The organism is Solidesulfovibrio fructosivorans JJ], from assembly GCF_000179555.1.
GTDB classification, from domain to species: domain Bacteria; phylum Desulfobacterota; class Desulfovibrionia; order Desulfovibrionales; family Desulfovibrionaceae; genus Solidesulfovibrio; species Solidesulfovibrio fructosivorans.
In genome coordinates this window covers 83,088-94,541 of sequence record NZ_AECZ01000018.1, presented here as the reverse complement: position 1 = coordinate 94,541, position 11,454 = coordinate 83,088, and the positions used below count along the sequence as shown (strand labels likewise).

Annotated in this window: 12 protein-coding genes; 6 read left to right on the top strand and 6 right to left on the bottom strand. The window is 65.3% G+C overall.

All coding sequences use genetic code 11. The features are described 5' to 3' along the window. Positions 1–459: 459 nt before the first annotated feature. The 5 genes from DESFRDRAFT_RS13400 to DESFRDRAFT_RS13380 all read left to right on the top strand — a co-directional run bounded on the left by DESFRDRAFT_RS13400 (position 460) and on the right by DESFRDRAFT_RS13380 (position 3,758). Positions 460–804 (top strand): DVU0772 family protein, encoded by a 345-nt coding sequence (locus DESFRDRAFT_RS13400; RefSeq protein WP_005994729.1) that lies wholly within the window; start codon positions 460–462, stop codon positions 802–804. A gap of 154 nt (positions 805–958) precedes the next feature. Further along, the gene (locus tag DESFRDRAFT_RS13395; RefSeq protein WP_005994727.1) at positions 959–1,684 is read left to right on the top strand and encodes a metallophosphoesterase family protein; all 726 of its coding nucleotides are present in this window, start codon (positions 959–961) and stop codon (positions 1,682–1,684) included. Positions 1,685–1,810: 126 nt separating this feature from the next. Beyond that, entirely contained in the window at positions 1,811–2,029 is a 219-nt protein-coding gene (locus DESFRDRAFT_RS13390; protein ID WP_005994725.1) for an addiction module protein, read from the top strand. Positions 2,030–2,035: 6 nt separating this feature from the next. Then, positions 2,036–2,341 carry a type II toxin-antitoxin system RelE/ParE family toxin gene (locus tag DESFRDRAFT_RS13385; RefSeq protein ID WP_005994723.1) on the top strand — a complete coding sequence of 102 codons (306 nt, stop codon included), beginning with the start codon at positions 2,036–2,038 and terminating at the stop codon, positions 2,339–2,341. Between the two features lie 76 nt (positions 2,342–2,417). Next, on the top strand, positions 2,418–3,758 hold the full coding sequence (locus tag DESFRDRAFT_RS13380) for a protein kinase domain-containing protein (RefSeq protein ID WP_005994720.1): 1,341 nt from the start codon (positions 2,418–2,420) through the stop codon (positions 3,756–3,758). Between the two features lie 203 nt (positions 3,759–3,961). Here DESFRDRAFT_RS13380 and DESFRDRAFT_RS13375 read toward each other — a convergent pair whose 3' ends face one another. From DESFRDRAFT_RS13375 to cbiR, 3 genes are read right to left on the bottom strand one after another with little or no spacing between them, the layout of a single operon-like run. After that, positions 3,962–4,966 (bottom strand): DHH family phosphoesterase, encoded by a 1,005-nt coding sequence (locus DESFRDRAFT_RS13375; protein ID WP_005994718.1) that lies wholly within the window; start codon positions 4,964–4,966, stop codon positions 3,962–3,964. Then, positions 4,963–5,487 (bottom strand): bifunctional adenosylcobinamide kinase/adenosylcobinamide-phosphate guanylyltransferase, encoded by a 525-nt coding sequence (locus DESFRDRAFT_RS13370; RefSeq protein ID WP_005994716.1) that lies wholly within the window; start codon positions 5,485–5,487, stop codon positions 4,963–4,965. Before DESFRDRAFT_RS13370 ends, DESFRDRAFT_RS13375 begins: the two co-directional genes overlap by 4 nt. After that, the gene (cbiR, locus tag DESFRDRAFT_RS13365; RefSeq protein WP_005994713.1) at positions 5,484–6,266 is read right to left on the bottom strand and encodes a cobamide remodeling phosphodiesterase CbiR; all 783 of its coding nucleotides are present in this window, start codon (positions 6,264–6,266) and stop codon (positions 5,484–5,486) included. Before cbiR ends, DESFRDRAFT_RS13370 begins: the two co-directional genes overlap by 4 nt. A 153-nt stretch (positions 6,267–6,419) precedes the next feature. Here cbiR and DESFRDRAFT_RS22740 point away from each other — a divergent pair, with 153 nt between their 5' ends. Further along, positions 6,420–6,563, top strand: coding sequence for a hypothetical protein (locus tag DESFRDRAFT_RS22740; protein WP_005994711.1), 144 nt, complete (start codon positions 6,420–6,422; stop codon positions 6,561–6,563). Here DESFRDRAFT_RS22740 and DESFRDRAFT_RS13360 read toward each other — a convergent pair. The 3 genes from DESFRDRAFT_RS13360 to DESFRDRAFT_RS13350 all read right to left on the bottom strand — a co-directional run bounded on the left by DESFRDRAFT_RS13360 (position 6,553) and on the right by DESFRDRAFT_RS13350 (position 11,434). Then, on the bottom strand, positions 6,553–9,765 hold the full coding sequence (locus DESFRDRAFT_RS13360) for a UvrD-helicase domain-containing protein (RefSeq protein ID WP_005994709.1): 3,213 nt from the start codon (positions 9,763–9,765) through the stop codon (positions 6,553–6,555). The two genes, DESFRDRAFT_RS22740 and DESFRDRAFT_RS13360, sit on opposite strands and share 11 nt — an antisense overlap. An 88-nt stretch (positions 9,766–9,853) precedes the next feature. Next, entirely contained in the window at positions 9,854–10,576 is a 723-nt protein-coding gene (locus DESFRDRAFT_RS13355; RefSeq protein WP_144005040.1) for a hypothetical protein, read from the bottom strand. Between the two features lie 39 nt (positions 10,577–10,615). Further along, positions 10,616–11,434: a DUF4405 domain-containing protein gene (locus DESFRDRAFT_RS13350; RefSeq protein WP_005994705.1), complete on the bottom strand. Its 819-nt coding sequence runs from the start codon at positions 11,432–11,434 to the stop codon at positions 10,616–10,618. Positions 11,435–11,454 lie beyond the last annotated feature (20 nt).

Genomic DNA, 11,454 nt, shown 5'->3' with positions numbered 1-11,454 from the left:
AAAACTTTTAGCGGAGGGCAGTGCATGCCTTGCTTTCGCGACAGGGCACATGGCCGCAGAGGGGCTCTGCCTCGCGCGCCCGTGCCTGCCGCATAGGCGCCGGCTGACCAGGGCCGCCTTTGGGTTGCGCGGGGCGAAGGCGTATTTTTCAAATATACGCCGCACGTCGCCACGCCCCCTCAAGGCGACCAACAGGCAGCGACCAATACCCAGCCAATAGAACAACGCAAACGGCATCCCGCATTGGCCGCGCCAGGGGACTCCCTTGCGCGGGCCTTTGTCATTTCCCCGCAATTTCTCCTGTTTCTTTTATATTACGGTTGGATAGTATCATTGCCTTGGAAGAAGGGAGGAAAAACACTTTTTTTTCTTGACCGAAGGATAAAAAGGATTATTTTTATCCCATATCGAAACCGCGTCTGTTTCCGGTTGGCCACAACCGTACCGAGGAGGAATGCCATGCAGACCCAGACCGATCTGTCCAATCTGGTCATCGATTGGGATATGACCCCGGAAGACGCCGTGACCCTGTATCTGGAGTGGGGCAACAACTCCTGGTATGCCGAGCATAAGCCGGTCACGGGAAAGCACGACTTCTCCACCTATTTCGTGGTCAACACCTGGTCCGGCAAGCCCGAGTTGAGCCTTGTGCGGCGCAATTCCGAGGACTGCGTGGAACTGGCCTCCTTCGACCTTCCCGAGGATCTGGCCCGGGATTTCATGGAGGAACAGGGCGGCAACAAGGGCGTCTACGCCCCCAATGAAGCCATCAAGGAGTGGCTGCAACGCACCCACTTCAATTAAAATTTCGGTCGATATTTCCGCAAACCTTCTTCGAAACCCCCGCACCATACCCCTCACGCCTCGACGCGACCCCGGGAGGATAGGCCCCGAGGTCGCGTCCTTCTTTGTATGGACGGGACTTGCCCGGTCCGGGCGAAGCTGCCACACTGTACCCATGCTCCTGGCTGTCGTCTCCGATATCCACGCCAATCTGGAGGCCTTCGAAGCGGTTTTGGCCGACATCGACCGCCATGCTCCGGATGCGATTGTGAGCCTCGGCGACAACATCGGTTACGGACCCGATCCGGTCGCGGTGCTGCGGCTTTTGGCCCGGCGCGGCATCCCCAGCGTTCGTGGCAACCACGAATGGGCCGTGGCCGATCCGTCCCGCGAACGCCTGTTCAACCCCCAGTCCCTGGAGGCGCTCGTGCGCACCCGGGAGTTGCTGCCGCCGGAACTGATCGCCCGCATCGCCGCGCTGCCCACTTCGCTGGTCCTCTACGGCTGCCGTTTCGTCCACGGCCTGCCCCCGAACGACACCACGACCTACCTGTTCGAGGCCGGCGACACGACCTTGCGCCGGGTCTTCGCCCGCACGCCCGAACGCGTTTCCTTCGTCGGCCATACGCATATGCTGGAGGCGGCGAGCCTGACCGGACGGGAGGTTGAGCGCTACGAACTGTCCCTTGGCGACAATCCGCTGGCGGCTTCCCAGCGCCATATCGTCAATGTCGGCGCGGTGGGACAGCCGCGCGACGGCGACAACCGGGCCAAGTACGGCCTCTACGACGATGCGAAGGACGTGTTGACGATCCGGGCCGTGCCCTACGATATCGAGGCTGTGGCGCAAAAGATTATCGCCCGGGGCTTGCCCCGCCGCTACGCCGACCGGCTGCGGTGACGCGGGGCGCGGTCCATTAGAAGTTTTTGAAAGGGGGGTCGGGGAAAACTTTTTTCAAAAAGTTTCCCCTGGGTCTCCGGTTGCCAAGTGGTGATCGGACGGTTAGGTGGGGAGGCAGGAGGCTCCATGAAGGCGCAAACGCAACTTCTACAGCAGGTGCTTGAGCTCGATCCCGTGTCGCGGGCGGAGTTGATCGATGCCGCGCTGGCGAGTTTCGACGCCGCCGGCGCCCAGGCCATCGATGCGGCCTGGGCGCGCGAGGCCGAATCCAGGATCGACGCCTACGAGGCCGGTCAGGTGCGCGCCCGAAGCGCGCGGGATGTCTTTGAGGACCTTTCCCGTTAGCGCGGCATGAGGGCGCTTTTTCTCGATCCGGCCGCCCGGGAGCTTGAAGCGGCCGTTGCCTATTACAATGACGAATGCCCGGGGCTGGGGTTTGAATTCGCCGCGGCCGTAAAAGAGACGTTGGCCCGTATTCTGGCCAACCCTGACGCATGGCAGATGTTGTCCGCAAGAACCCGTCGCTGCCGCGTCGCCCGCTTCCCCTATGGCCTCATCTATCAAAAGCGCACAGACTGTATTCTCGTCGTTGCGGTCATGCACCTGCGTCGGCATCCCGATCATTGGAAGGACCGGGCATCCCCTGACCCCCGTTGAAAGTTTTTGAAAGGGGTCCCGGGGGAAACTTTTTTCAAAAAGTTTCCCCCGGGCCGCCGGAGGCATTCTTTTTATCATGCGCAGCATCGACAAATATCCCATTCTCGGCGTGCTTGGCCGTGGCGGCATGGGCGCGGTGTTTCGGGCCCGGGTGCCGGTCGTGGACCGTATCGTGGCCGTAAAGCTCCTGCGCCCCAACGAGATGACCCTGGCTTTGTGGGGCCGCGAGCGGGTGCTGACGACCTTCCGCGACGAGGCCGCGCGCCTGGGCTCGATCCGCCACAAGAACGTGGTCGGCGTGTTCGATTACGGCCAGGCCGGGGAGTGGCCCTATTTCGCCATGGAGTATTACGGCGAGTCGCTCGGCGCGATCATGGGCGAGACCTACCGGGTGGAGGACCCGAGCCGGAGGCTTCCGGTCCTTCGGGCCGTGGGCTACGCCAGGCAGCTTCTTGCGGGACTGGCCAGGCTTCATTTCGCCGGCATCGTCCACCGCGACGTGAAGCCCTTCAACCTGCTCGTCACCGATGACGACGTGGTCAAGATCACGGACCTGGGCCTATCCAAAGTGCGTGGCGAGACGTTTCGCGGCCCGGACAACATGAAGGTCGGTTCGCCCTATTACGCCGCGCCGGAGCAGGAGGACGATCCGGACGCGGCGGATGTCAGGTCCGATCTCTATGCCGTGGGGGTGACGTTTTTCCGGATGCTGACCGGCCGGCTGCCCGAGCCCGGCACCGGCGGCGTGGCGGATGGGGAAGTCGACGCCGGGGACGAGTTCGACGGGCTTTTCGCCCGGTCCCTGGCCGAGCGTCCCCGGGACCGCTTTGCCGATGCCGGCGAGATGGCCGAGGCGCTTGAAGCCTGCGCGGCGGGCTGGTCGCGGCGCATGGAGGGCGTGTGCGCCGGAGGCGGGGCGCTTCTTGCCGCGTCCGGCGCGCTTCCCAATCCCGCGTCCTTGCGCCGCGAGCCGGTCATGGTGTCGGTGCACAAGGCGCGGGAAGCCTTCGGGCTGGACGTGCTGTGGCGGCCGCGCGGCTGGTGGCCGGGAAATTTCGAGCCGGACGGGGAGGGCGTGTTGCGCGACCCGGCAAGCGGCCTGTCCTGGATGCGCCGGGCCGCGCCCTACGGGCTCTCCTGGCAGGAAGCGGCTATCTTCGTGGACGGACTCAACGCCGGAAGCGCCGGCGGCCATGCCGACTGGCGCTTGCCCACCGTGCCGGAACTGATGACGCTGTTGCGCCCCGAACCCACGGGCGAGGGCTACTGCCTGCCGGCGGCCTTCAGCCAGCCGGTGCGCCGGGTGTGGAGCGCGGACCGGGCCAATTACGCCAGCGCCTACGCGGCGGACGTGGAACTCGGCTACGTGGCCCGGGCCGATTTCTGCTGCCCCATATCGGTCCGCGCTGTGCGCTGAGGGGGAGAGAGGGAAGCGTGAAGAAGGTGCGAGAGGGGAACCCTTTTTGAAAAAAGGGTTCCCCTCTCGCGCTCTCCCCTCCCAAAAACTTCTAACGGTTACGGATGGAGTAACGGTAATCCTTTGTAACTATTAAAAGTCTTTGGGATGGGGGTCCGGGGGAAACCCTTTCTTCAGAAAGGGTTTCCCCCGGCTCTTTCCCTTCATATCGGGCATTTTTCCTTGGTCGGGAGTTTTTTTCCGGTCAGGCGTTTGTAGAGGAATTCCTCCACGGGTTTGCCGCCGAGTTTTTCCAGTTCGATTTCGGCCCGGGCCGCGCCTCTGTGTCCGCCGGCCGAGCCGATGTCGCCGAACACCTTGGACGCCACGTGTCCCATGTTGCGCCCGATGCCGTCGCCCCGGAAGATCACCACCACCTGCTTTTTGATCACTCCGCACAGCACGTTCCAGGAGAGCCCGTGCACCCGGGTGAAGAAGTCCGCCAGCATGACAAGGATGTCCGGGCTTTCCAGGTTGTCCATGTAGACGAAGAGTCCGCGCTGGCCGACGAAGCGCATCTTGCGGAAGGCCTTGGAGAAATACTTGAGCCAGTGGCGGTGGTACTCGCTGGAGATGATCTTGCGCACGACCTGCATGTCGGCGCACTTGGCCAGGTAGCTGAAGGCCTTGACGTCGGCTTCGATGAAATGGCGTTCGAAGCTTTGGGTATCGGTCTTGATGCCGTAGACCAGGGCCGTGGCCAGCAGTTTTCCCGGCCGGATGCGCATGTTGTAGAGATACTCGGTCATGATGCTGCTGGTCGCGCCGTAATCGGGCCGGATGTCGGCGAAGGCGGCCTTGACCGGAAACTCGGGCTTGACCGGGTGGTGGTCGATGATGACGCTGAAGTCGCAGATCTTGAAATCCGGATGGTGGGTGGGCTGGGAGTCGACCATGGCGAAATGGTCGTATTGCGCCTTGACCGCCGGGGTGAGCATGACGTTGGGGATGCGCAGAAAGCGCATCATGGCCAGGTTGTCCGGGCGTTTGATCTCGTTGACCCGGGCGATGCCGACGTCGGCCACGCGGCGCGCCATGATGCGCCGCAGGGCCAGGGCGGAGCCCATGGCGTCGGGATCGGCGTTTATGACGATGAGCCACTTGTCGTCGCGCCCGAACATCTGCGTCAGTCGGTTCACTTCGTTGGTCAATTTGCGGAAATAGCTCATGCGGCGTTTCCCTTGAGCGTTATGGCGCAGCCGGCCACGATGAGGCGCACGTCGGCCGCCATGGCGGCCACGGCTTGATTGAGCGCGCCGAGGACGTCCGCGAAACGACGCGTCGCGGCGTCGGCGGCGATGCCGCCGAGTCCGGTTTCCGTGCTCACCACGATGAGTTCCGGCCCGGCGGGATCGGTATAAGGCGTCAGGCCGAGGCTAAGGGCAGCGTGCAGCGGTTGCATTACAGTTATGTCATGGCAGGCGAACAGCCAAAAGTCCAGGCTGTCCAAAAGCACGGTGCCGCCGCGCGCCGCCTCGCGGGCCAGCGCGTTCATGGCTCCCTCGCCGGCCTCGATGACGGCCACGGAGGCTGGCCGGGCTCTTTTATGGGCGGCGATGCGCTCCCGGAAATCGAAATCCAAGGCCCGGCCGGTGGCGAGCACCCGGTGGGGCGTCGCGCCGGCAAGCAGCAGCCGGTCGCCGAGGGCCGATTTGCCGGATTTGACGCCGCCGAGCAGGAGCCGGATCACGCCTTGTCCCCACAGGCGGGATCGGGCGTTTTGCCGTCGGCCAGGGCTTCGAGCACGGCCATGCTCTCCACGAGGTGAAACGGTGCGAAGACCTCCAGCACCACCGTGCGCGGGCGCAGGTTGGCGAGCATCCAGACGAGGACATCGCGGCCTTCGGGCGACAGGCAGGTCAGCGTGCGGTGGGCGTGGCTGCGGCCCGGGGGCGGGCCTTCGGCCCCGAAGGGCGAGTAGACGTGGAGCATGCGCGTGCGGGCGACGAGTTCCTCCCGGGCGGTGGGCAAGGTCTGGCCCAGGGCCAGCATGTGGCCGAGATCGAGGCACACGCCGCAGCCGGCGGCCTCGGCCATGTCCAGCACCTCCTCGGGCGAGGACTGCTCGGTATTTTCCAGCAGTAGCGAGGCGGGGTCGCGGCCGGTGACGGCCAGGGCGGCCAGGAAATCCTCGAGTTCGGTCAGGCTGCCGGGCGGATGGAGCACCATGGCCCAGGGCGAGAGGTGGGCTGTTTTGGTGAGCAGCCCCTCCATGGCCGTAAAGGCGCCCGTGCCGCCGCGCTCCCAGGGCAGGTCGAAGGGGAGGTGGAGATGGTAGGCCAGACCGTAGGTTTTTTGGGGCAGGTCGTCCGGTCCGTAGGCCAGGCAGCTGTCGAGTTCCAACAAATACAGGCCGACTTCGGGCACGGTGCGGGCCAGACGTCGGCAATTGACCAGGGCGGTTTCCGGCCACACGCAGCTCGGGGCCGCCAGACGCCAGGGAAAAGGACTCTTGTAATTTTGTATCATGGCGGAAAGGTTGATAATAAAAATAGGTTGCGAAAGCTTGAGCGTCCGAAAGTTCGGGCGTATGAAGTGCCGGTTGTTGTTGTGAGCGGCTGGTCGATTGGCCGCGTATGCAGTGGCGGGTCTGTTCCGTCGATGTTTCAAGGTGATGGTATTATGCGACAGATTCGTAATTTCATGCAGCATTTTTTCAATCCGCTGCACGTGTATTGCCGGTTGCAGGACCTCGGCGTCAATGCGCCGACGGCCCAACGGATGTCCCGGGCCTATGAACGCTATTTGTGGCGGTTCATCTGGTAGGCGCGTCCGCGTCGAAAAGGCCCAACTGCTTGACCTGGCTGACCGTGCGCGCCCGAAGCGCCCGGCGCCGCACCCCGCCGAGATCAAGATTCTCCAAAAATCGTGAGCGCTTGAGCATGAGCCTGCGGCCGAAAAGGTCGCGGCGCAAGGCGTGGGACAGGAAGAGCCGGCTTTTGGCCCGGGTGAGCCCGACGTAGAAAAGCCGCCGCTCTTCCTCCTCGTCCATCTGTCCGGCCAGATGTCCGGGCTTTCCGCTTAAAAAATCCGAGCCGGCAAAGGGCAGGATGCCGTCTTCCAGGGCCGGCAGAAACACGGCCGCGAATTCCAGACCCTTGGCCGCGTGCAGGGACATGATGCGCACCTTCTGGGCGCGCTTGCCCACCAGCTCGAGTTCGGTCTGGGTGGCCACGTGGTTGAGCAGGCCGGCCCAGCCGCCATGGGCGTCGAAGGCCCGGCACAGGTCGCGGAATTCCGGTCCCTGCCAGAACAGGCGGTCGAAGGGCGCGATGTCGCCGAGATAGGCCGAAAGCCCGAGCGGCCCCTTGGCCAGCACCCGGTCGGGCAAGGTGGGCGGCTTTTCCACGTCCGCCGGCGCGGGCAGGCCCATGAGGCGTCCGGCCGCGGCCAGAAGCAGCCGTACCCTGGGCTCGTTCCAGAAGGCGTCGGCCTCGGGCGCGGCGCAGGGGATGCCGAAGCGCTCGAGGCTTTTGCGGATGGGGCCGATGAGCCCGGAAAAGCGCACCAGCACGGCCAGGTCGCCCGGGGCCAGGGTCTCGGCGGAAAGATCGCGGGCCAGGGTCAGCGAGGTGCCGCCTAAAAGCGCCTGGATGCGTTCGCCCATCCAGCCGGCCTCGCCGGCGGCGGTCGGCGCCTCGAAAAGTTGTATCTCGCTGGCCACGGGCGTTTCGGAGCTTAAGCGCGAAACCAGCGGCGCGCGGCCCGGGAAAAGCCCGGCGGCCAGGTTCAGGACCGGCTGGGTGGAGCGGTAGTTCTCGGCCAGGGCAGCGACTTCCAGATCCGGCCAGGCCGCGAGCAGCTCGGCCCGCACGCCCGGGGCCGCGCCCCGAAATCCATAGATGGACTGGTCCGGGTCGCCGATGGCGAAAAGTGAGGCCCGGTCGCGGCCGACCAGGGCGGCGATCACGGCCAGTTGCAGCGGGGTCAGGTCCTGGACCTCGTCCACCAGCACATGGGCGCAGGTCGGCTGTTCACTGCCGGCGACCAGCTTTTCCAGCCAGAATTCCAGCAGATCGGTAAAATCGAGCAGGTTCCAGTCGGATTTCTGACGGGCGTAGCGGGCGGCGTAGAGTCCCAGGCCGGCGGTGTCGGCCGGGGGAAGGGGCGTGAGCCGTTCCCGGGCCAGGGACAGCTCGCGCCAGGCGGCCCGCAGCCTGGCCCCGGACAGCTCCGGGTTGACCGTGGCGAAAAGGCGTCTGGACGCGTCCTCGGAGAGCAGCACCGGTTCCTGGCCGCCGGAAGCGGTCCAGGCGGCAAGGGCCAGGGCGTGCAGGGTGTCGGCCCAGGGCAGGGCGGGGGCGTCCTGCGAGGCCTCTGTCGCGGCGTCTTCCGCCATCCCGGCGTCGCGGGCCAGCCGTTCCCGAAGTTCCCCGGCCGCCCGGCGGGTGAAGGTCACGGCCAGGATGTCGCCCGGCGGCGCGCCGGTATCGAGCAAGGCCCGGATTTTGGCCAAAAGCGTATGGGTTTTGCCCGTGCCCGGACCGGCGACCACGAGCAGATGGCGGGCCTGCGAATCCACGGCCGCGCGCTGGGCGGGGTTGAGGCCCCGGTCAAAGGGCTTGGGCGGGGCCGGGGCGGCGGCGCTTCCCGGCGCGGGCGGCGGTTCCGCGGGCGGATCGTCCTCGGCGGCCGGTTCACGGGCGGCCTTGGCCGCGTCGGGCGTCGGCGGCACGGCCAGAAACCGGCCGACCTTGAGTTCGCGGCGCTCCTCGGGGGTGAATACCGCGATGCGGCCGTATTGGCCGTCGAACCCGGGCGTGCGCAGAACCCGGCCCCGGCGCATGCGGCTGACGGCCTCGGCCAGGGCGGTGCTCACCCGGCCGATCTCCTCGGCCGGGGCCTCGCGCAGCACGGTCAGTTCCGAACCGAAGCGGGCCAGCATCCGGGCCACCAGCCCATGGGCCTTGGCCGTCTTGGGCCCGACGCCCATGACCTCGCCGGCCAGCTCGTCCAAGGGAACGAGGGACGTGAACCCGGGCATGCCCTCCGGCCGCACGGGCTCGGTGCGGTCGGCCAGATCGAGCACCCGGTGCAGCACCCCGAGCGTCATGGGCTTGCCGCACACCGGGCACAGGCCGCCGCGCGCCTTGGCCTCGGCCGGCTCCATGACCACGCCGCATTCCCGGTGGCCGTCGAGGTGGTATTTTCCCTCTTCCGGGAAGAATTCCACAGTACCGCAAAATTTCGGTCCCAGCCCCTGGCCGCGTAGCGCCCGGTAGATGCCCTCGTAGGACGGGTCGCCGGAAAAGATGTTGCATTCGCGGCCGAGCTTTTCGCCGGAGTGGGCGTCGGAATTGGAGATCATCCGGAAGCGGTCCAGGGCGGAGAGCGTCCAGTTCATCTCCGGGTCCGAGGACAGCCCGGTCTCCATGGCGAAGATTTCCTTGGCCAGGGAGCCGTAGCACTCCTCCACCGAATCGAAGCCCGACTTGGAGCCGAAAAGCGAAAACCACGGCGTCCAGATATGGGCCGGCACGAGAAAGGCCAGCGGGTCGGTCTCCAGGGTCATCTCCAGCAGATGGCGGCTGTCGAGGCCCAGGATCGGGCGGCCGTCGGAAGCCAGGTTGCCGACCTTGGCCAGCTTGGCGTTGAGCTTTTCGGCCGCCTCGAAGGAAGGCATGTAGACGAGGTTGTGGACCTTGCGGACCTTGCCGCCGCGTTTGTAGATGGAGCTTATTTCCGCCGAAAGCAAAAAGCGCACCCGGCCGGCCGGATGCGCGTCGGGCAGCCAGGGTATTTGTCCGGCCAGTCCCTTGGGATCATTGAGGCGCAAAAGCCCGGTCCCGTCCGGGGTCAGGGCTTCCTTGAGCTCGTCGAGCCAGCCCGGGTGGGTGAAGTCCCCGGTGGCCACCACGGTAAGTCCCTTGATTTCGCCCCAGGCGGCCAGGTTGTACGGGGTCAGCCCCTTGCTGGTGGCTCTGGAATACCGGGAATGGATATGCAAATCGGCGAGGTACTGCTCCATGGGCTTTGGCATACAGGGATTGGCCAACTGCGGCAAGCGCCGTGGGGGCGTCTGCGGCGCGACGCCGCGATGCCGCGCGCCCGGCGCGCTACAGTCGCAATCGGCTCTTGATCGTCTCGCATACCGCCTTGGGGAACACGGCGTTCAGGCGTCCCGGAACGTCCAGGATCATGCCCCGGCTCAGAAAATCCGTTATCTCGAATCGATCCTTGCCGACGCCGGCGACTTTCACCGCGCCTGCATCGATCTCGCGGCCGTCGGCGAAGATTTTCACCCAGATGTAATACCTCGGGGAGCCTATTCCGGACTGTGTGGGGCCTTGGCGGAGATACTCGTATCGGACCGTGACCGGTCGTCCTTGCCTCTCCGAAAAATAGGCCTGCGTATCGCGTGCGAGGGAGTCGTCGAAGTGGGCGGCGTCCGGGCTGTAGGCCTCCACATGCAACAGGCCAATGTAAACGAACATGAGGAATACCGCGACATAGGAAAGGATATAGGCGACGCCGGCACCAGCCAGGAGAAAGATGACGCTTTTTTTTGTGCCGAAGCTCGGGCGGAAAAGCCGGATACAGAAAAGGATGATGACGACAAAAGCAAAAATCGGGACAAAAAACTTTATCATGCCGCGCTCGCTTCGCTTCCTGGGTGAGCGGCGATGGGCGGATACAGTGTCGGCGCACTGTCCGGCCGCGTGTTTGCCGCCGTATCCTGTCGCCTTTGCCGGTATGGCCCAGGCAAGTTCATAGAAGCAAGGCGTGACGTCGGCAAGGGCCGCAACCGACGGTCGAGGGAGATGTCCCGGGCCGGACACGCGTATTCTCCACGCGCTCCGGCCCGGGCGCGTCATGCGCTACGGCCGGGTTGCGACGGCGGCCTGCCGGATGGCGGCGTAGACCTCGAGCGGACCCTGGCCGTTTTTCTCGGCGATGGCCCTGATGGTGGCGTCAGGCGTGGCCGCGATGCCGCGTTCCTTAAGCCCGGCCACGATGCGCGCCGTGTCGAGGCCGTAGGTCTTGCACAGGTCGGACAGGCTGCGGTTGCCGGTGCCGGGCGGCGGCAGCTCCGGCAGTTCCTGGCCCGTTTCGGGCGCGAAGGCCTGGTAGAGCTTTTGCGGCGAGACGCCGTAGCGCCGCGACAGGGAAAGCAGCGTGGCGTCCGGCGCGGCCGCGTCGTAGCCGGCCTTTTTGAGCCCCGTAACGACGGCCTGGGGCGTCAGGCCGATTTTCGGCGCCAGCGAGGCCAGGGGGGAGAGTTCGGCATGGCCGTAAGGCGGTTCGCCGTACAGGTTCGCCGCGCGTTCCTTGAAATAGTCGCTTCCGGCCAGGAAGGTCGAGAAGGGCGGCAACATGGCCAAGGTCCCCAGGCCCACGATCAGCACGATGGCCAGGGCGGTGACGGACGCGGGAGTGACGATCACGAGCTTGTGGGCACGGCTCAGGTAGGCCGTGACGGCTTTCCAATTGTAATAGGCATGCAGCGCCAGGGCGGCCAGGAACAATGTTCCCAGGTTGACGTGCAGGTTGCCCCATTGCGTCTTGTCCAGACCCCACAATGTCCAGTCCGACCAGTAGGCGACCCGTCCCTGGGGGGCGATGTAGAGGATGAGACTGGTGAGGATGGTCAGGATAAATGCCAGTAGCGCGACGAGGGATGTTGCTTTACGGATCATATCGTGTTCTCCGGGGTGTC

Coding starts and splice junctions, on each gene's coding strand:
- DESFRDRAFT_RS13390 (WP_005994725.1), top strand. CDS start 1,811: ATGAAGGCGCAAACGCAACTTCTACAGCAGGTGCTTGAGCTCGATCCC.
- cbiR (WP_005994713.1), bottom strand. CDS start 6,266: ATGATACAAAATTACAAGAGTCCTTTTCCCTGGCGTCTGGCGGCCCCG.
- DESFRDRAFT_RS13375 (WP_005994718.1), bottom strand. CDS start 4,966: ATGAGCTATTTCCGCAAATTGACCAACGAAGTGAACCGACTGACGCAG.
- DESFRDRAFT_RS22740 (WP_005994711.1), top strand. CDS start 6,420: ATGCGACAGATTCGTAATTTCATGCAGCATTTTTTCAATCCGCTGCAC.
- DESFRDRAFT_RS13380 (WP_005994720.1), top strand. CDS start 2,418: ATGCGCAGCATCGACAAATATCCCATTCTCGGCGTGCTTGGCCGTGGC.
- DESFRDRAFT_RS13385 (WP_005994723.1), top strand. CDS start 2,036: ATGAGGGCGCTTTTTCTCGATCCGGCCGCCCGGGAGCTTGAAGCGGCC.
- DESFRDRAFT_RS13400 (WP_005994729.1), top strand. CDS start 460: ATGCAGACCCAGACCGATCTGTCCAATCTGGTCATCGATTGGGATATG.
- DESFRDRAFT_RS13350 (WP_005994705.1), bottom strand. CDS start 11,434: ATGATCCGTAAAGCAACATCCCTCGTCGCGCTACTGGCATTTATCCTG.
- DESFRDRAFT_RS13360 (WP_005994709.1), bottom strand. CDS start 9,765: ATGGAGCAGTACCTCGCCGATTTGCATATCCATTCCCGGTATTCCAGA.
- DESFRDRAFT_RS13395 (WP_005994727.1), top strand. CDS start 959: ATGCTCCTGGCTGTCGTCTCCGATATCCACGCCAATCTGGAGGCCTTC.